19 protein-coding genes are annotated in these 17618 nt (G+C 57.1%); 9 read left to right on the plus strand and 10 right to left on the minus strand.

What is annotated here, in order from left to right; genetic code table 11:
* The first annotated feature begins 471 nt into the window (after positions 1–471).
* The 4 genes from AFK24_RS02840 to AFK24_RS02855 are packed head-to-tail and all read left to right on the plus strand — an operon-like array spanning position 472 to position 3737.
* Positions 472–1071, plus strand: a complete 600-nt coding sequence (locus AFK24_RS02840; protein ID WP_020292751.1) for an aminodeoxychorismate/anthranilate synthase component II — start codon at positions 472–474, stop codon at positions 1069–1071.
* Positions 1072–1093: 22 nt separating this feature from the next.
* Positions 1094–2143, plus strand: a complete 1050-nt coding sequence (trpD, locus tag AFK24_RS02845; protein WP_020292752.1) for an anthranilate phosphoribosyltransferase — start codon at positions 1094–1096, stop codon at positions 2141–2143.
* On the plus strand, positions 2140–2976 hold the full coding sequence (gene trpC / locus AFK24_RS02850) for an indole-3-glycerol phosphate synthase TrpC (protein ID WP_065831803.1): 837 nt from the start codon (positions 2140–2142) through the stop codon (positions 2974–2976). The genes trpD and trpC overlap by 4 nt, the downstream gene beginning before the upstream one ends.
* A gap of 47 nt (positions 2977–3023) precedes the next feature.
* Positions 3024–3737 (plus strand): lipoate--protein ligase family protein, encoded by a 714-nt coding sequence (locus tag AFK24_RS02855; RefSeq protein ID WP_065831804.1) that lies wholly within the window; start codon positions 3024–3026, stop codon positions 3735–3737.
* Between the two features lie 86 nt (positions 3738–3823).
* On the opposite strand, the gene crp is transcribed toward AFK24_RS02855, so the two are convergent.
* Positions 3824–4468 (minus strand): cAMP-activated global transcriptional regulator CRP, encoded by a 645-nt coding sequence (gene crp / locus AFK24_RS02860; protein WP_065831805.1) that lies wholly within the window; start codon positions 4466–4468, stop codon positions 3824–3826.
* A gap of 209 nt (positions 4469–4677) precedes the next feature.
* Between crp and AFK24_RS02865 the strand changes: the two genes are divergently transcribed.
* Positions 4678–5100, plus strand: a complete 423-nt coding sequence (locus tag AFK24_RS02865) for an OsmC family protein (RefSeq protein WP_065831806.1) — start codon at positions 4678–4680, stop codon at positions 5098–5100.
* Positions 5101–5383: 283 nt separating this feature from the next.
* A complete protein-coding gene (speD, locus tag AFK24_RS02870) occupies positions 5384–6178 on the plus strand; it encodes an adenosylmethionine decarboxylase (protein WP_065831807.1) in 795 nt (264 codons plus the stop codon).
* A gap of 70 nt (positions 6179–6248) precedes the next feature.
* On the opposite strand, the gene AFK24_RS02875 is transcribed toward speD, so the two are convergent.
* The 7 genes from AFK24_RS02875 to hemJ all read right to left on the minus strand — a co-directional run bounded on the left by AFK24_RS02875 (position 6249) and on the right by hemJ (position 11562).
* Complete coding sequence (locus AFK24_RS02875) at positions 6249–6941, minus strand: hypothetical protein (RefSeq protein ID WP_080482022.1); 693 nt, start codon at positions 6939–6941, stop codon at positions 6249–6251.
* Positions 6942–7081: 140 nt separating this feature from the next.
* Positions 7082–7729 (minus strand): 2-polyprenyl-3-methyl-6-methoxy-1,4-benzoquinone monooxygenase, encoded by a 648-nt coding sequence (gene coq7, locus AFK24_RS02880; protein WP_020292759.1) that lies wholly within the window; start codon positions 7727–7729, stop codon positions 7082–7084.
* A gap of 125 nt (positions 7730–7854) precedes the next feature.
* A complete protein-coding gene (locus tag AFK24_RS02885; protein ID WP_065831816.1) occupies positions 7855–8193 on the minus strand; it encodes a histidine triad nucleotide-binding protein in 339 nt (112 codons plus the stop codon).
* Positions 8194–8297: 104 nt separating this feature from the next.
* Positions 8298–9089, minus strand: coding sequence for an SDR family NAD(P)-dependent oxidoreductase (locus tag AFK24_RS02890; RefSeq protein ID WP_020292761.1), 792 nt, complete (start codon positions 9087–9089; stop codon positions 8298–8300).
* Positions 9090–9147: 58 nt separating this feature from the next.
* The gene (locus AFK24_RS02895; protein WP_065831808.1) at positions 9148–10056 is read right to left on the minus strand and encodes a DUF805 domain-containing protein; all 909 of its coding nucleotides are present in this window, start codon (positions 10054–10056) and stop codon (positions 9148–9150) included.
* Positions 10057–10132: 76 nt separating this feature from the next.
* Positions 10133–11101, minus strand: a complete 969-nt coding sequence (locus tag AFK24_RS02900) for an NAD(P)H-dependent flavin oxidoreductase (RefSeq protein ID WP_065831809.1) — start codon at positions 11099–11101, stop codon at positions 10133–10135.
* A 38-nt stretch (positions 11102–11139) separates the two neighbouring features.
* Positions 11140–11562 carry a protoporphyrinogen oxidase HemJ gene (hemJ, locus tag AFK24_RS02905; protein WP_065831810.1) on the minus strand — a complete coding sequence of 141 codons (423 nt, stop codon included), beginning with the start codon at positions 11560–11562 and terminating at the stop codon, positions 11140–11142.
* 134 nt (positions 11563–11696) lie between these two features.
* Here hemJ and argC point away from each other — a divergent pair, with 134 nt between their 5' ends.
* Positions 11697–12731 (plus strand): N-acetyl-gamma-glutamyl-phosphate reductase, encoded by a 1035-nt coding sequence (gene argC / locus AFK24_RS02910; protein WP_065831811.1) that lies wholly within the window; start codon positions 11697–11699, stop codon positions 12729–12731.
* Positions 12732–12892: 161 nt separating this feature from the next.
* Positions 12893–13243, plus strand: a complete 351-nt coding sequence (erpA, locus tag AFK24_RS02915; RefSeq protein ID WP_020292766.1) for an iron-sulfur cluster insertion protein ErpA — start codon at positions 12893–12895, stop codon at positions 13241–13243.
* 61 nt (positions 13244–13304) lie between these two features.
* Here the strand turns inward: erpA and AFK24_RS02920 are convergent, their stop codons facing one another.
* A complete protein-coding gene (locus AFK24_RS02920) occupies positions 13305–14399 on the minus strand; it encodes an anhydro-N-acetylmuramic acid kinase (protein ID WP_065831812.1) in 1095 nt (364 codons plus the stop codon).
* Positions 14400–14402: 3 nt separating this feature from the next.
* Entirely contained in the window at positions 14403–15842 is a 1440-nt protein-coding gene (locus AFK24_RS02925) for a peptidoglycan DD-metalloendopeptidase family protein (protein ID WP_065831813.1), read from the minus strand.
* Positions 15843–16053: 211 nt separating this feature from the next.
* Between AFK24_RS02925 and tyrS the strand changes: the two genes are divergently transcribed.
* A complete protein-coding gene (tyrS, locus tag AFK24_RS02930) occupies positions 16054–17253 on the plus strand; it encodes a tyrosine--tRNA ligase (RefSeq protein WP_065831814.1) in 1200 nt (399 codons plus the stop codon).
* The last annotated feature ends 365 nt before the right edge of the window (positions 17254–17618 follow it).

A 17618-nucleotide genomic window follows, 5' to 3' on the forward strand; every position in this document is an offset into this window, starting at 1 on the left:
TTGAGAAAGTTGCGCGATAATCAGCTTAATTTCGGCAAATATGCGGCGATCTGCGTCAATCTAATGACCGTCGTAATTGTGGCGGGGGCAAGGTGGAGTGACAGGCTGCTGACGTCAAAATCAGGCGGCTATATAGGGCGGATTGCGAGGGTTGCTTCGCTTGAGTTTGCTGCCGTGATATTGCACCGCAAACCGAGCTGGGCTAATGTGCCGGGACGTAGAAACGAGACCTCCCCTGTGTTGATCGTCAGCAAACTCTTGATGCGCGTTATCAAGGCTCACGCCCGTTGGCGTTGGCGCGCCTGACTAATTCTTTTTCCGGCCCTGTCCGGAACTCCTCCTGATACGCCTTTATATCCTTGCCCTGCCGCTTCTTTGGGACAGTCCCGGCCGCTAAACTAGCGGAGCGCATTTGGGCAACGAATTCGAAGGTTGAACAAATAGTCAGTAAATCAATGGGTTGAAGCCAAAATGCTGCTGATGATAGATAACTACGACTCCTTTACCTATAACGTCGTGCAATACCTGGGCGAGCTGGGTGCCGACGTTAAAGTGATCCGCAACGACGAATTGACCGTTGCCCAGATAGAAGCCCTGAACCCGGAGCGCATTGTCGTTTCCCCTGGCCCGTGCACCCCCAATGAAGCAGGCGTCTCGCTGGAAGTGATCAAACACTTCGCGGGCAAGCTGCCGATTCTGGGCGTCTGCCTTGGTCATCAGTCGATTGGCCAGGCGTTCGGTGGTGATGTGGTGCGCGCCCGTCAGGTCATGCACGGCAAGACCAGCCCGGTGGTTCATGAAGATCACGGCGTGTTCGAAGGCTTGAACCATCCGCTGACCGTTACCCGTTACCACTCGCTGGTGGTCAAGCGCGAAACCTTGCCGGAATGTCTGGAGGTCACTGCCTGGACCGCGCTGGAAGACGGCTCGGTGGATGAAATCATGGGCTTGCGTCACAAGACGCTGAACATCGAGGGCATCCAGTTCCATCCCGAGTCGATTCTCACCGAGCAGGGCCACGAGCTGTTCGCCAATTTCCTCAAGCAAACCGGCGGCACTCGTCAGGGTTAAGGATTCTTTTATGGTTAAGCCAATGGATATCAAGACGGCGCTGGGTCGTGTGGTCAACCAGCTGGATCTGAGCACTGACGAAATGAGTGACGTCATGCGCCAGATCATGACCGGCCAGTGCACTGAAGCGCAGATCGGCGCCTTCATGATGGGCATGCGCATGAAGAGCGAAAGCATCGACGAGATCGTCGGTGCCGTGACTGTCATGCGCGAGCTGGCCAGCAAGGTCGAGCTGAAAACCCTCGATGGCGTCGTTGACGTGGTCGGCACCGGTGGTGATGGCGCAAATATCTTCAACGTCTCCACGGCTTCGGCATTCGTGGTGGCGGCAGCCGGTTGCACCGTTGCCAAGCACGGCAATCGTGCGGTATCGGGTAAAAGCGGCAGCGCTGATCTGCTGGAAGCGGCGGGGGTTTATCTGAACCTGACGCCCGTGCAAGTCGCCCGCTGCATCGACAGCGTCGGCATCGGTTTCATGTTCGCCCAGTCCCATCACGGTGCCATGAAGCACGCGGCCGGTCCGCGTCGGGATCTTGGCCTGCGCACCCTGTTCAATATGCTCGGCCCGCTTACGAATCCGGCTGGCGTCCGCCATCAGGTGGTCGGGGTGTTCAATCAGGCGTTGTGCCGCCCGTTGGCCGAAGTCTTGCTTCGTATGGGCAGCAAGCACGTTCTGGTGGTGCATTCTCAGGACGGCCTGGATGAATTCAGCCTGGCCGCACCGACGTTCGTGGCCGAGCTGAAAAACGGCGAAGTCACTGAATACTGGGTGCAACCCGAAGATCTGGGCATCAAGAGCCAAAGCCTGTTCGGTCTTGCGGTTGAAAGCCCGGCGGCTTCGCTGGAACTGATCCGCGATGCCTTGGGGCGTCGCAAGACCGAAAACGGTCAGAAAGCTGCGGAAATGATTGTGCTTAATGCGGGCGCGGCGCTTTATGCTGCTGATCATGCCTACACGCTTAAAGATGGCGTGGCGCTGGCTCATGATGCATTGCACACCGGCCTGGCCCGGGAAAAACTGGATGAGTTGGGCGCCTTTACCGCGGTGTTCAAGCAGGAGAATGAAGGATGAGCGTGCCAACCGTTCTGGAAAATATTCTCGCCCGCAAGGCCGAGGAAGTGGCTGAGCGCCGCGCGCGCGTCAGTCTGGCCGAGGTCGAAGCGCTGGCCAAGGCCGCCGACCCGACTCGCGGCTTTGCCAAGGCTTTGATCGAACAGGCCAAGCGCAAGCAGCCTGCGGTGATCGCCGAAATCAAAAAGGCGTCGCCCAGCAAAGGCGTGATTCGCGAGAATTTCATTCCTGCCGACATCGCCAAAAGCTACGAGAAGGGCGGGGCGACCTGTCTTTCGGTCCTCACCGATATCGATTATTTCCAGGGCGCGGACCTGTATCTGCAACAGGCTCGTGCCGCATGCAAACTGCCGGTGATCCGCAAGGATTTCATGATCGATCCTTACCAGATCGTCGAAGCCCGCGCGCTGGGTGCCGATTGCATCCTGTTGATCGTGTCCGCGCTGGACGACGCGAAAATGGCCGAGCTGGCATCAGTCGCCAAAAGCGTTGGGTTGGATGTTCTGGTGGAAGTGCACGACGGCGATGAACTGGAGCGCGCGCTGAAAACCCTCGACACTCCGCTGGTCGGCATCAATAACCGCAACCTGCACACCTTCGAGGTCAACCTCGAAACAACGCTGGACCTGCTGCCGCGCATTCCGCGAGATCGGCTGGTGGTCACCGAAAGCGGCATTTTCAATCGTGCGGATGTCGAGCTGATGGAAATCAGCGATGTCTATGCCTTCCTGGTCGGCGAAGCGTTCATGCGCGCCGAACAGCCGGGCGCGGAGCTGCAGCGGTTGTTCTTCCCTGAGCGCGGCACCCTGATCAATGCCTCCACGGCTGACTGATCAGCGTCTGGCGGGACTTGCTTCGACAGTTGTTACAGAGGATCACCATGTCTGACCTGGTTGTTGATATCTGCGTCGAAGCGGGCCTGCAAGCCGAGCAGGATTTGCTGGCCAAGGTCTGCGCGGGCGATGCCGATTACGGCCTGCTGATGTGGCGTCCGCTGGATCGCGCGTTAGTCATGCCACGGCGCATGAGTCGCCTGCCGGGGTTTACCGAAGCCAGCGAAACACTGGCCGACAGTGGTTGGCCGATCCTGTTGCGCGAAAGCGGCGGCGAGCCGGTCCCGCAATCGTGCGCCACGGTTAACATCGCACTGGTTTACGCCCAACCCGCCAGCGACCTTGATCGCGACCGCATCGAGATTGCCTACCGACGTTTGTGTCAGCCAATTCTCGATGTCTTGAGTGAATTGGGTGGGGCTGCGTCGCTGGGCGAGGTGGAGGGGGCGTTCTGTGACGGCCGCTTCAACGTCAACCTCGACGGCCGCAAAATGGTCGGCACGGCCCAGCGCTGGCGCCAGAGCCAGGGCGGCACAAGGCCTGTCGTTCTCGCTCACGGTGCACTGTTGGTGGATAACGAGCGTCAGGAAATGGCAGCAGCGGTCAATCGCTTCAATGAGATCTGCGAGCTGGAACAGCGCGTTCGGGCCGACAGCCATATTGCGCTGCGTGAGGCGTTTGCGGTTGAGGGTGTGCTGGAAAAGCTGGCGGATGTTTATGTGGCAATGCTTGCGCAGCTGGGTCACCGCGTATTCCCGTAGGACCGGCTTCAGCCGGGAGGGCATTCTCCTGAGCTCCCGGCTGAAGCCGGTCCTACGGGTTTTGTGTTTGCTGCGCCCGCACACGTTCATCGCGTTCCAAACACCACCATGGTCTTGCCTTTGACGTGGACCAGTTTCTGTTCTTCCAGTGCCTTGAGCACCCGGCCGACCATTTCCCTTGAGCAGCCCACGATCCGCCCGATTTCCTGGCGGGTGATCTTGATCTGCATGCCGTCGGGATGGGTCATGGCGTCGGGTTGCTTGCACAAGTCCAGCAATGTACCCGCCACGCGGCCAGTGACGTCCAGAAACGCCAGATCGCCGACCTTGCGCGTGGTATTTCGCAGGCGCTGAGCCATCTGGCCGCCGATGGCGTACAGGATGTCCGGCTCTTGCTGAGTCAATTCGCGGAATTTGCTGTAGCTGATTTCAGCCACTTCGCACTCGGTCTTGGCGCGAACCCAGGCGCTGCGTACGGATTCAAGGCCCGGCGCTTCAAATAGCCCCAGCTCGCCGAAGAAGTCACCGGTGTTGAGGTACGCGATAATCATCTCGCGTCCTTCATCGTCTTCGATGACCACCGTCACCGATCCCTTGACGATGAAAAACAGCGATTGCGCAGGGTCGCCCGCACAAATGATGTTGGTTTTGGCAGAGCAGCGGCGGCGCTGGGCGTGGGAGAGCAGCTTATCCAGATTCTTTATTTTGGGCGTGAGCGTGATAGCAACCATGCTTATTTTCCGAAAAAAGGTACGTCGCCGTAGGGCACTTTCAGTGTTATCGGCAGCAACTCTCATTTACCGTAACCCGGACACCGAGATTCGACGACATTTAGGAAATTTCCTACTTTTTTATTTCGAAAAGGCATTTAGGCCTGCATCCAGCCATCGCTTGCCCCGTGCTAAGCTGGCGACCCTTTTTTAGCAGTGGAGTCCCGGCGATGAAGGCACGCATTCAATGGGCTGGTGAAGCCATGTTCCTCGGTGAATCCGGCAGCGGTCATGTGGTAGTCATGGATGGCCCGCCAGAAAGCGGCGGTCGCAATCTGGGTGTGCGGCCCATGGAAATGGTGCTGATCGGCCTGGGTGGCTGCAGCAACTTCGATGTGGTCAGCATTCTCAAAAAGTCCCGCCAGCCGATCGAGAGCTGCGAAGCCTTTCTCGAAGCCGAGCGCGCCGATGAAGATCCCAAGGTCTTCACCAAGATCCATCTGCATTTCGTGGTCAAGGGTCGCGGCTTGAAAGAAGCTCAGGTCAAGCGTGCCATCGAGCTGTCGGCCGAGAAGTATTGCTCGGCGTCGATCATGCTCGGCAATGCGGGCGTCGAGATTACCCACGATTACGAAATCATCGAATTGGGCTGAAACCGGTGGTCGGCACGACTGCGCCGAACGGCGGCAAGCCCTGTTCAGACATCCAATTATCATAAAAGCGGCGCACACTCTGGCAGACAGCTTCTGACGTCTGCATAATGCGCCACTTTTTGAGGGCGCAGGTCGTAGCGTTTTTTGCGACCGTGCCCGAACTGACAACCAAAATCGCCAACGCGAAGAGGTGTTAACCGTCCTACGCAGCTGAGCCAGGCTCATCTGACGGGCATGCTTGATCACGTGGCCTGGGCCGCACATATATAGAGAGTTTTTAACGGTGAAAAGCAAACTCAAGCTCCACGGGTTCAATAACCTGACAAAGACCTTGAGCTTCAACATTTATGACATCTGCTATGCGGAAACTCCGCAGGACCAGCAGGCTTACGTCGAGTACATCAATAGTGTGTACGACGCCGAACGCCTGACGCGGATTCTCACAGATGTTGTCGATATCATTGGCGCCAACATCCTGAACATCGCCCGCCAGGATTACGATCCGCAAGGTGCCAGCGTGACCATCCTCATCTCCGAGCAGCCGGTGACGCCTACCGAAAGCCAGATTGAAGAGTCGCCGGGCCCGCTGCCGGAAACCATTCTGGCGCACCTCGACAAGTCCCACATCACGGTCCACACCTATCCAGAGATCCATCCGGTGGATGGCATCGCGACTTTCCGCGTGGACATCGACGTTTCTACCTGTGGCGTTATTTCACCGCTCAAGGCGCTGAACTATCTGATCCACAAGTTCGAATCGGACATCGTGACGGTCGATTATCGTGTGCGCGGCTTCACGCGTGACGTCGAGGGCAAGAAGCATTTCATCGATCACGAGATCAACTCCATTCAGAACTACCTCTCGGAAGACACGCGCAACGGTTACCAGATGACCGACGTGAACGTGTACCAGGAGAACCTGTTCCACACCAAGATGCTGCTCAAGAACTTCGAACTGGATAATTACCTGTTCGGCGATGCGACCAGCAATCTATCGACTGAGCAACGCGAGCAAGTAACCTCCAAGGTCAAACACGAAATGCTGGAAATCTTTTACGGACGCAACGTCGCCCTCTGAGTTTCAAGCAGCAAAAAAAGGCGCCTTCAAGGCGCCTTTTTTATGGGTGTGATGTTTGAAGTCCGGCAGGTTACGGGTTTCTGGATTTGAGTTGCTGAACATAGTGCTGAAGGCTGCCGGTGATGAACAGGCAGTACGCTAACAGTTCCAGTCCTTCTTCAGTGGTGGTTTTCGCCAGGCGCTGATAGCCCTCTTGCAATATGTGATGCCACAACGTGCCCATACCGAAGATCCGCGAAAACACCAGTACCCCAAGGCCAGCGACGATCATGGTAAAGCTCGCCTGACGAGTAAAATGCGCCAGTGCTGAAAGGGTTTCCAGGCGGCTGTCGCGTTTGCCAACGGCTTTGAAGATGCAGATCCCAGCGGTCGCGAGGGCGGGCCACAACCAGAAGCTGTGGCTGATGGGGTCGAACAATCCGTCAAGTTCGCGGATCAACATACAGGCGAAAAATCCACCTGCGAGAGCATTCAGCCCTTTCTGCGCGTCAGTGCCACGGCTGAACCAGAACAAGCCGGCACAGATCGCCAGCATGAGTTCCTGACCAATCTCGGTGAAAGAGACTTCGAGCATTTGCGTGTTGGCGATAGCAATGTCGAGATAGATCAAGCCAAAGCCAGCACACACCAGCGCAATGAACAGGAGAAAGAATATTCCGGTTTTCTTCAGTTGCTGCAGGTCGTTCTGCAGCGTCTGATCGTGATGCCGTGCTTCGGAAGGCGATGTGGAGGCAGTTGAAGCGGTGCTTTGCGGGCTGGACATTGCGGCCCTCCTGGGAAAAGTCCCGATAGGGTACGCAGTCCAGGCCGGGCTTGAAACCCAATGATAATAATAGTGATTATCGCAAATGGTAATAATTCGAAACAAAAGGCGCCCGGGTGACGGGCACCTTTAATGAGGCGTTATATACGGTAGGTACTTTTTGTCATCACTTTGGCCAGCACGCTCATACCAAACTTGATCGGCGCGGGAAAACGAAATCCGCCCGCATCCAGGGCACTTTCGGCATGGCGCTCTTCATCAATCCGCATCTGTTGCAGGATCGCGCGGGACTTTTCATCCTCGGCGGGGATTTGCTCAAGATGTTCGTTGAGGTGTTTGCAGACCTGATCTTCAGTCGCCGCCACGAAACCCAGGCTGACCTTGTCGCTGATCAGGCCTGCCACGGCGCCAATGCCGAACGACATGCCGTAAAACAGTGGGTTCAGCACGCTGGTGTGGCTGCCCAGCTGGTGAATACGTTGTTCGCACCAGACCAGATGGTCGATTTCTTCTTCGGCCGCGTGTTCCATGGCTGCACGAACGTTGGGCAGCTTGGCGGTCAAGGCCTGGCCTTGATACAGCGCCTGCGCACAGACTTCGCCGGTATGGTTGATGCGCATCAGCCCGGCGACGTGGCGGGTGTCGACATCGCTCATCTCGGCTTCGGGTTGAACGATGGCGGGCGATGGCCGATAGGAGTAACCCTTGGATGGAAGCAAAGTGCGCATCGCGGCATCGGCTTGTAGCAGAAGACGATCAATCGGGGAGTAGTGACGTTCGGTAGCCATGGGCACCTCCGGAAAAACCATGGCGGCCAGTCTACCGCAATCAGGCGTAGGAGGTTTGAGCTGGATCAGCCCGCCGCACGGCTTCAGAGCCTGCGGCGGGCTGCAAGTGCTTGAGCGTACGGCAATCAGCCCGGCGGCCAGTGCATCTGGCGCTGACCCAGAACATGCATATGAATGTGATAAACGGTCTGCCCGCCCAACTCATTGCAGTTCATGACGACACGAAAGCCATCTTCGCAGCCCAGTTCCCTGGCGAGGCGTTGGGCGGTGAACAGGATATGACCGGCCAGACCCTTGTCGTCTTCGGTCAGGTCATTAAGGGTGCGAATCGCCTTTTTCGGGATAACCAGAAAATGCACCGGCGCCTGGGGCGCAATGTCGTGAAAGGCCAGCACCTGGTCATCTTCATAGATGATCTTGGCGGGTATTTCCCGGTTGATGATCTTGGTAAACAAAGTATCCACAGCCATTTGCTCCTTGTGGGTGGATGTTGAGTCGCTGATTAATTGACTGAGCGAGCGCATTCGAGTGTATCGATGCAGCCTTGGCGCGCCCAGCCGTTTGTCGGTCAGCGTGGGCAGTAAGATTTGTTGATCAGTCCGACGATGCTGCGATTCAACCAGCGCGAACCGAAACGCGGGCAGAACGCCAACAGCTTGTTGCGCCAACCCGGAATGATCACGGCACGGTTTTTCGCCAGGGCGCGGACCGCATACAGCGCGACTTCCTCCGGGCTCATCATGCGTTTGCTGCGCTCGAGCTTTTCACTCTGAAGCTGCGCGGTACGCATGAAAGACGTGCGGGTCGGCCCGGGGCAAAGTACCGAAACCTTGATCCCGGTTTTCTTCACTTCTTCACGCAAGCCTTCGGAGAAATGCAGAACATAGGCCTTGCTGGCGTGATAGGCGCTCATCCACGGGCCGGGACTGAACGCTGCGACGGATGAAACATTGAGGATCTGCCCGCCGCCTTGCAGCGCCATTAGATTGCCGACGGTGTGACACAAACGGGTCAGGGCAAGAATGTTCAAGTCGATCAGGTCCTGCTCAAGCCCCCAGTCCTGCGCCAGGAACGGGCCACTGGTACCGATGCCGGCACAATTGACCAACAGGTCGATCTGATGTGCGCCTTCTTCTTCCAGCTCCAAAAGAAATCCGGACAACCGCAACGGTTCGCCCAGATCGCAGGCGCGAAACAGCACCTCGACGCCGAATCGCTGAGTCAGCTCGATGGCAACGGTTTCCAGCAAGTCACGCTGACGTGCGACCAGAATCAGACTGCGCCCCCGGCGGGCCAGCGCTTCAGCCATTGCCAGGCCGATGCCGCTGGAAGCGCCAGTAATCAAGGCGTAACGGGTCATGCATTTCTCCATTCAACGTGCAGCCAACCACGATTCATCATGAAACATGAAAATCGGACTATTTATTCACTTCGCTTTCTATGACGGTGTCCGAGTCTTCATCGCTCGGCGTCGCGGCGTCATCGTCATAAGGCAGCGATTGTTCGTACTCGACCGTCGAGTTTTCCAGCTCCGCCTGGATTGCGCTGAAGCCACCGACGATACCTGCGGTAATGATCAGCGCGAGGAAGGCGACCCACAGCCACGCCAATACCTTCACCGACTGGCTATTGGGCGGCGCAGGCGGGCCATATTGATTCGCGCCCTGATTACCCGGCATCACGACGATCAGGATCGGGAAGATGCTGTTGACGAAGGGAATCAGGTTCAACAGCAGCAGCCATCCCGACCAGCCGACGTCGTGCAGGCGTTGCACGCCGATCTGGATGCTGATGACGAGGAAGGCGACAAAGGCCACGGTGGCAAGCAGACCGCCGCCAACCAGTGAAACGCTCATGACGCCGGCGCAAAGTGCCGCGACCAACGATGCCACAACCATGAGCACCAGGCTCCAGGCCAGATAACGCACCCGGCCAATGCGACCCTGCACGCTGAACACCTTGAGTGTCGAATATTGCAGCGCAGCCGCGCCAACCGGTGCGCGAGGCGGGGCATATGGCGAGGCCGCATAGGCGCTGACAGGCTCTGCATGGGCGCGCGGTTCTTCGATTTCTTCCAGGCTGAGGCTGATCGCCGGGTCCGCCTCGATGCGTGCATCGACACCGGCGTTCGTCAACGCGCTGATATAACTCAGGGCATCGGAATGAGTAAGGCCGCGCTTGAGTGCAATCGGCTTACCGCTGAACAGCTTTTCCACCGCCGAGGTTTCACTCTTGAACAGCTGTGCAAGGTTCAGCTTGGCAGTTTGCAGGTCAACGCCGGTGCGCAGCTGCCCGTCGAACACAATCTTGTAGAGGGTATCGGCCATGGTTGGCTTCCTTGTCTTGAAATAAATGCGACGCAGACGATCACGCTTCCAAAAGCGTGAGGCGCCATGTCATAAATCAGCGGGGCCAGAGGCCAGCCAGTCGAGCGCTTGCACGTTGTGCATGTCGGTATTCCGCGTCCAGGCGCTGGATCAACTCCTCGACACTGGGAAGATCCGAGATTCCACCCACTCCCTGGCCTGCCGACCAGACGGTTTTCCATGCCTTGGCCTCATCGCTGATGGGCTTGAGCTTCGAGCCGGAATCCACGTCTCCCTTGCCTTGCAGTGCTGCCAGGTCGAACCCGGCATTTTCCAGGCTTTGGCGCATGAAGCTGGCAGGCACCCCGGAAACGGCGGCGGTGTGCACGATATCGACGGCTTTGGACGACAGCAACATGTCTTTGTAGGCTTGCGGTGCCTGACTCTCTCGGGTTGCGATGAATCGCGTGCCCAGATAAGCCAGATCTGCGCCCAGCAATTGCGCTGCGAGGATTTCGTGGCCATGGTTCAGACAACCGGCGAGGAGCAGGGTTTTGTCGAAGAATTGGCGTATTTCCGCAATAAGCGAAAAAGGGCTCCATGTTCCGGCGTGTCCGCCAGCACCGGCCGCCACCGCAATCAATCCATCTACCCCAGCTTCCGCCGCTTTTTCGGCATGCCGACGCGTAGTGACGTCATGGAAAACCAGTCCGCCGTAACTGTGCACGGCGTCCACCAGTTCCTTTACCGCGCCTAGGCTAGTAATCACGATGGGTACTTTGTGCTCGATACAAATCGCCAGATCGGCCTGTAAGCGGGGATTGCTGTGGTGGACGATCAGGTTTACCGCGTACGGCGCGGGCTTTTCCAGCTGCGCCAGGCCGGCTTCGATTTCTTCCAGCCAGTTTTTGAAACCGCTGCTTTCCCGCTGGTTAAGCGCCGGAAAACTTCCCACGATCCCGTTGCGGCAGCAGGCCAGAACGAGATCGGGATTGGAAATCAGAAACATCGGGGCAACCACTAGCGGCAGACGCAAGCGTTGTTCAAGCAGAACTGGCAGTGACATGAACGGTTCCCCGGTGCTGTAGGACTCTTTATTAAAGCCTAGAAAGGTTTAACCACCACCAAGATGACGATGGCCAGCAAAATCAATACAGGGATTTCATTGAACCAGCGATAAAACACGTGGCTGCGGCCGTTCTCGCCACGGGCGAAGCGTTTGACCTGCGCTCCACAGACATGGTGATAGCCGATCAGCAGCACCACCAGCGTCAGTTTCGCGTGCATCCAGCCTTGACTCATGTACCCCGGTACGAGGCTGATCAGCCAGATGCCGAACACCAGCGTGGCAATCATCGCCGGCCCCATGATGCCCCGGTACAGCTTGCGCTCCATCGTGCAAAATCGTTCGCGACTTACGGCGTCTTCGCTCAAGGAGTGGTAGACGAAAAGTCTCGGCAAGTAGAACAGGCCTGCAAACCAGCAGACCATTGAAACGATATGAAAAGCTTTGATCCATAAAAGCATTTTTAGTTATTCCCAGGTTCACGGTGCGCAAATAGTAGTGGCTTGGGCGTCCATACGTCACGTTGTCGGTTGTCGCAGACGCGTTACGCCCATATTATCGACGGCTTTCCAGTTGGTACGCAGAGGGCAGGGTTATGGTCAAGGTCGGTATCGTCGGCGGCACGGGTTACACCGGAGTCGAATTGCTGCGTTTGTTGGCACAGCATCCGCAAGCTGAAGTGGTCGTCATCACTTCCCGATCCGAGGCGGGTCTGCCTGTCGCCGACATGTACCCGAATTTGCGAGGCCATTACGACGGCCTGGCCTTCAGCGTGCCGGACGTGAAAACGCTGGGTGCCTGCGACGTCGTTTTCTTCGCCACGCCTCACGGGGTTGCCCACGCGTTGGCGGGCGAATTGCTCGACGCCGGCACCAAGGTCATCGACCTGTCCGCTGACTTCCGTCTGCAGGATCCTGTGGAGTGGGCCAAGTGGTACGGCCAGCCCCATGGTGCGCCTGAGCTGCTTGAGCAGGCGGTGTACGGCTTGCCGGAAGTCAATCGCGAGCAGATCAAACAGGCTCGCTTGATTGCTGTGCCGGGCTGCTATCCGACTGCAACTCAGCTGGGTTTCCTGCCATTGCTCGAAGCTGGCATCGCCGATAACACACGTCTGATCGCCGACTGCAAATCCGGCGTGAGCGGTGCGGGTCGTGGTTTGAGCCTGGGTTCGCTGTATTCCGAGGCTAACGAAAGCTTCAAGGCCTACGCGGTCAAAGGCCATCGTCACCTGCCGGAAATCACTCAGGGTTTGCGCCGCGCTGCGGGTGGTGATGTCGGTCTGACTTTCGTGCCCCACCTGACGCCAATGATCCGTGGCATTCACTCCACGCTGTACGCAACGGTGACTGACAAGTCCGTCGATCTGCAGGCGTTGTTCGAAAAGCGTTACGCCAACGAACCGTTCGTCGACGTCATGCCTGCCGGTAGCCACCCGGAAACCCGCAGCGTGCGCGGAGCCAACGTGTGCCGGATTGCCGTGCATCGACCACAGGGCGGTGATCTGGTGGTGGTGCTCTCGGTTATCGATAATCTGGTCAAGGGCGCGTCGGGCCAGGCTGTGCAGAACATGAACATCCTGTTCGGTCTGGACGAGAAGCTGGGTCTTTCCCATGCCGGGATGATGCCTTAAAGGCGACTGCTGGTTTCAAGCTGCTGGAAGCCACGCTGCTTCTTGCGGCTTGAAGCCTGTTGCTTGCCACTGCTCTCCAAATAGTTGACCGATTTTGTAGGAGAAGCGGATAATGCGCGTCATTACGCATTATGACGGCTTAGCGCCGGGAGATATCTAACATGAGCGTCGAATCCTTCACTCCAACGGCTTTGCAATTCACCCACGGTGCCGCGCACAAAGTGAAAAGCCTGGTCGATGAAGAGGGCAATGATCGCCTGAAGCTGCGTGTCTTCGTGACAGGTGGCGGCTGTTCCGGTTTTCAGTATGGCTTCACCTTCGATGAAGACGTCGCGGACGATGACACCATCGTCGAGCGCGAAGGCGTAAGTCTGGTTGTTGATCCGATGAGCTTTCAGTATCTGGCTGGTGCAGAAGTGGACTACCAGGAAGGTCTGGAAGGCTCGCGCTTCGTGATCAAAAATCCGAATGCATCCACCACTTGTGGTTGCGGCTCGTCTTTCTCGATCTGATTGGCTGGTTGTACACATGAAAACGCCGCGCATATGCGCGGCGTTTTTCATTGTGTCTTGATCAGGCGGGATAAATTGCGCCCAGTACCCGCAGGCCCTTGGCGCCGGTGACCGTAGGACGGTTGGCAGGCACGCCTTCCAGGCAGCAATGGGCCAGCCAGGCGAAGGCCATCGCCTCGACCCAGTCCGGATCAACACCAAAGGCTTCGGTGCTGCTGACCTTGGTATTGGGCAGCAATTGCGCCAGTCGGTCGGTCAGCGCCACGTTGTGAGCGCCGCCGCCGCAGATCAGCAGCTCCTTGGTTTCGGACTGTGCGGACTGCAGGGATTCGGTGATCGTCAGAGCCGTCAGCTCCATCAACGTGGCCTGTACGTTTTCCGGCGCCAGAGTCGGCAGCTGGAACAAGTGATGATGCAGCCAGCCAAGATTGAATACTTCGCGGCCGGTACTCTTCGGGCCTTTGGTCAGGAAAAACTGATCGCTGAGCAAGGACTTGAGCAGCGCGGGATCGACTTGCCCACTTGCGCCCCAGGCACCGTCCTGGTCGTAACTCTGACCGCGCTGGGATTGAATCCAGGCATCGAGCAGCACGTTGCCGGGACCGCAATCGAATCCGGTAACCGGCAGGTCCAGCTCGATCAGGCTCAAGTTGCTGAAGCCCCCGATGTTCAATACTGCGCGGCGGTCCTTGTTGTCGTCGAACAGCGCTTCGTGAAACGCGGGCACCAGCGGAGCGCCTTGGCCACCCGCCGCGATGTCGCGACGGCGGAAGTCACTGACGACCGTGATCTCGGTGAGCTCTGCAAGTAGCGCCGGGTTGCCGATCTGCACGCTGAACCCGCGCGCGGGTTCGTGGCGGATGGTCTGGCCATGGCTGCCGATGGCGCGGATCTGGCCCGCAACCATGTTCTGTTCGCTGAGCAGTGTCAGCACGCCTTTGGCTGCGAGCTGTACCCACTTTTGCTCGGCAATGCTGGCGCGCGCCAGCTCATCCGGGCCGCTGGAACACAGGCCCAGCAGCTCTGCGCGCAAGTCGTCAGGCATCGGAATGTAGTGGGTCGCCAGCAATCTCGGCCGGTCGTCTTGCTCCAACAGGGCTATATCGATCCCATCGAGGCTGCTGCCGGACATCACACCAATATAGAAGAAGGCCATGGCTTATCGTTTGCTCGAGGCCAGCGTGGTGGCCTTTTCCTGTTCCATGCGAGCCATCAACGGCTGGCTCTGCTGCATGAACCGCTGTTTTTCGGATTTGGCGATTGGATCCGCCATCGGCAATTTCTGACCCAGAGGGTCAACGTGCACGCCATTGACCTGGAACTCATAGTGCAAATGAGGTCCTGTCGACAGGCCGGTGGTACCAATATAGCCGATCACCTGACCTTGTTTGACACTGCCGCCAGTTTGTATGCCTTTGGCAAAACCTTGCATGTGGCCATACAGCGTCCGATAGGTATCGCCATGCTGGATGATCACGGTGTTGCCGTAGCCGCCACGGCGACCTGCAAGCAGAACCTTGCCATCGCCGGTGGCTTTGATCGGCGTGCCGCGCGGGGCTGCATAGTCAACGCCTTTGTGCGCGCGGATCTTGTTCAGGATCGGGTGTTTGCGGCCCATGGAAAACATCGAACTGATGCGAGCAAAGTCCACCGGAGTACGGATGAATGCCTTGCGCATGCTGTTGCCATCAGCAGTGTAGTAATTGGTATTGCCCTGCTTGTTGGTATAGCGGACTGCGGAATAGGACTTGCCGTGGTTGGTGAAGCGGGCAGACAGAATATTGCCGGTGCCAATAGTCTTGCCGTTCACGACTTTCTGCTCGTAGATCACGTCGAATTCGTCACCCTTGCGGATGTCCTGGGCGAAGTCGATGTCGTAACCGAAAATGTTGGCCATATCCATGGTCATGGTATGGGACAGGCCTGCGCGCTGCGCGGACTGCGAGAGCGAACTGTTGATCACGCCATGGACATAGGCGGTACGCACGTTCGGCTTGCTGATTTCGCGGCCGAAGGTAAAGCCCTTGTCGGTCCGGGAAAGGCTGATGCTTTCCAGCTCGCTGATCTTGCTGTGCAGCTGCTTTAGCTGGCCTTCAGGTGAAAGCTCGAATTGCAGGATCTGGCCGTTTTTCAGCTGGCTGAATTGCTTGGCCTGCTTATCGCTGGCCAGGACCTCATGCACGGTCGTGGCGGGCAGCCCGACTTTTTCGAACAGCGTGGAAAGCGTGTCACCCTTGGTGACTGCAATTTCCCGGTGATTCGCGTTCGTGGCCGCAACTGCAGGCGCCTTCGGCTGCGGCGCAGCTTCTTTGGCGGGCTCTGTGGTGGCGTTTTCCTGAGTTTCTTCAGTGCCATTGTCGATCTGGGCAAACGGAGATTCGGTGGTGTCTGGTGTGGCTTGAGTCGATTCTTGAACGTCTTGTTGTTCTATGCGCTGATCTGTGGGGATTTCCAGATCAAGATTCAGCGTGGTTTTTTTAGCTTCAACGTCACTTGAAGGGAATACCAGGAGAGCCAGGCTCAGCAAGGCGGCGATGCCGCTTGCAGCGAGCAGGTGGGTCTTCGGATAAAGCGGAGGCGCTTTAGGCGGTGTATTCATAGGTAATTTTGACTTTGAAAAGATGAATTGGAAAAGATGAATGACATGATGAAGATGAAATAACTGTATAAAATATAACCAAAACCTGCTCGAAGCAACCCTGCCAAACGTTTCAATTTATGATTCGGCGTCGGGTGCTGGGCAAAACTTTGTAAACGGGCCCTGATCTTGTATGGTTGGTTCCCTTTAAATAGGCGATGACGGGGCTTATATGAAGTCGGTTGAAGAGCAGCTGGCGCTAATCAAGCGCGGGGCGGATGAACTCCTGGTCGAGGCTGAGCTGATTACCAAGCTCAAGCGCGGCCAGCCACTACGTATTAAAGCCGGGTTCGACCCAACGGCACCTGATCTGCATCTGGGTCATACCGTGCTTATTAATAAGCTGCGTCAGTTTCAGGATCTCGGTCACCAGGTCATCTTCCTGATCGGCGACTTCACCGGCATGATCGGTGATCCGAGCGGCAAAAGCGCAACGCGTCCGCCACTGACCCGTGAGCAGGTGCTGGATTACGCCGAAACTTACAAGTCCCAGGTATTCAAGATCCTTGATCCGGCGAAAACCGAGGTGGCATTCAACTCCACCTGGATGGATCAACTGAGCCCTGCGGATTTCATTCGGCTGTCCTCGCAATACACGGTGGCGCGGATGCTTGAGCGCGACGACTTCGACAAGCGTTACAAGACCAACCAGCCCATCGCCATCCACGAATTCCTCTATCCGCTGGTCCAGGGTTATGACTCCGTTGCGTTGCGTGCGGATGTCGAGCTGGGCGGTACCGACCAGAAATTCAATCTGCTGATGGGGCGCGAGTTGCAGCGCGCTTACGGGCAAGAAGCTCAATGCATTCTGACCATGCCGTTGTTGGAGGGTCTGGATGGCGTGAAGAAGATGTCCAAGTCGCTGGGTAACTACGTAGGTATCCAGGAAGCGCCGGGCATTATGTACAGCAAGCTTGTCTCGATTCCTGATGCGTTGATGTGGCGTTACTTCGAGCTGCTGAGCTTCCGCTCGATGGAAGAGATCGACGGCTTCAAGGCTGATTGCGAAGCGGGTGCGAATCCGCGCGATATCAAGATCAAGCTGGCTGAAGAAATTGTGGCGCGTTTCCATGGTGAAGAAGCTGCAGCTTCCGCGCACCGTTCTGCGGGCAACCGTATGAAGGAAGGCGAGCTGCCGGATGATCTGCCGGAGATCGCGTTGACTGCTGCTGAGGATATGCCGATCGCCGCTGTCCTTAATAAGGCGGGCCTGGTCAAGAACTCTGCGGTGGCGCGTGATCTGTTGGCGTCCGGTGGTGTGCGTATAGATGGTGAGGTCGTGGATCGCACCTTCATATTCAAGCTGGGCGCGATGCATGTCTGTCAGGCTGGGAAGAAGGCTTTCGGGCGTATTACGCTTAATTTGGAATAAGCGTAAATTAACGGTTGACGGCCTCTCGAATCTGTCTATAATTCGCACCTCTTCCGGAGCAGATGAAACGGAAAACTCCTTGGTAATCAAGTAGTTAGCCGGTTTGATTGGCGAGGAAGAGGTTTCGATGAGTTGATCGAAAGCGGTGAAAAAAGGTGGTTGACAGCAGGTTGTAACGCTGTAGAATTCGCCTCCCGCTAACGAGCAACGTGAAGTTGATCGAAGCGCAAGTGGTTGAAGTTGCAAAGGAAACTTTGAAAGCTTCGGAAAATAACCGCTTGACAGTAACGGGTGCTGCTGTAGAATGCGCGCCTCGGTTGAGACGAAAGATCTTAACCACCCGCTCTTTAACAAATGAATCAAGC

It is taken from the genome of Pseudomonas syringae (assembly GCF_001698815.1).
In the GTDB taxonomy this organism is placed as follows: domain Bacteria; phylum Pseudomonadota; class Gammaproteobacteria; order Pseudomonadales; family Pseudomonadaceae; genus Aquipseudomonas; species Aquipseudomonas syringae_A.

Coding starts and splice junctions, on each gene's coding strand:
- hemJ (WP_065831810.1), bottom strand. CDS start 11,562: ATGCTTTTATGGATCAAAGCTTTTCATATCGTTTCAATGGTCTGCTGG.
- coq7 (WP_020292759.1), bottom strand. CDS start 7,729: ATGGCTACCGAACGTCACTACTCCCCGATTGATCGTCTTCTGCTACAA.
- erpA (WP_020292766.1), top strand. CDS start 12,893: ATGAGCGTCGAATCCTTCACTCCAACGGCTTTGCAATTCACCCACGGT.
- tyrS (WP_065831814.1), top strand. CDS start 16,054: ATGAAGTCGGTTGAAGAGCAGCTGGCGCTAATCAAGCGCGGGGCGGAT.
- AFK24_RS02855 (WP_065831804.1), top strand. CDS start 3,024: ATGTCTGACCTGGTTGTTGATATCTGCGTCGAAGCGGGCCTGCAAGCC.
- crp (WP_065831805.1), bottom strand. CDS start 4,468: ATGGTTGCTATCACGCTCACGCCCAAAATAAAGAATCTGGATAAGCTG.
- AFK24_RS02920 (WP_065831812.1), bottom strand. CDS start 14,399: ATGGCCTTCTTCTATATTGGTGTGATGTCCGGCAGCAGCCTCGATGGG.
- AFK24_RS02900 (WP_065831809.1), bottom strand. CDS start 11,101: ATGTCACTGCCAGTTCTGCTTGAACAACGCTTGCGTCTGCCGCTAGTG.
- AFK24_RS02840 (WP_020292751.1), top strand. CDS start 472: ATGCTGCTGATGATAGATAACTACGACTCCTTTACCTATAACGTCGTG.
- AFK24_RS02875 (WP_080482022.1), bottom strand. CDS start 6,941: ATGTCCAGCCCGCAAAGCACCGCTTCAACTGCCTCCACATCGCCTTCC.
- AFK24_RS02865 (WP_065831806.1), top strand. CDS start 4,678: ATGAAGGCACGCATTCAATGGGCTGGTGAAGCCATGTTCCTCGGTGAA.
- argC (WP_065831811.1), top strand. CDS start 11,697: ATGGTCAAGGTCGGTATCGTCGGCGGCACGGGTTACACCGGAGTCGAA.
- trpC (WP_065831803.1), top strand. CDS start 2,140: ATGAGCGTGCCAACCGTTCTGGAAAATATTCTCGCCCGCAAGGCCGAG.
- AFK24_RS02890 (WP_020292761.1), bottom strand. CDS start 9,089: ATGACCCGTTACGCCTTGATTACTGGCGCTTCCAGCGGCATCGGCCTG.
- AFK24_RS02925 (WP_065831813.1), bottom strand. CDS start 15,842: ATGAATACACCGCCTAAAGCGCCTCCGCTTTATCCGAAGACCCACCTG.
- AFK24_RS02895 (WP_065831808.1), bottom strand. CDS start 10,056: ATGGCCGATACCCTCTACAAGATTGTGTTCGACGGGCAGCTGCGCACC.
- trpD (WP_020292752.1), top strand. CDS start 1,094: ATGGATATCAAGACGGCGCTGGGTCGTGTGGTCAACCAGCTGGATCTG.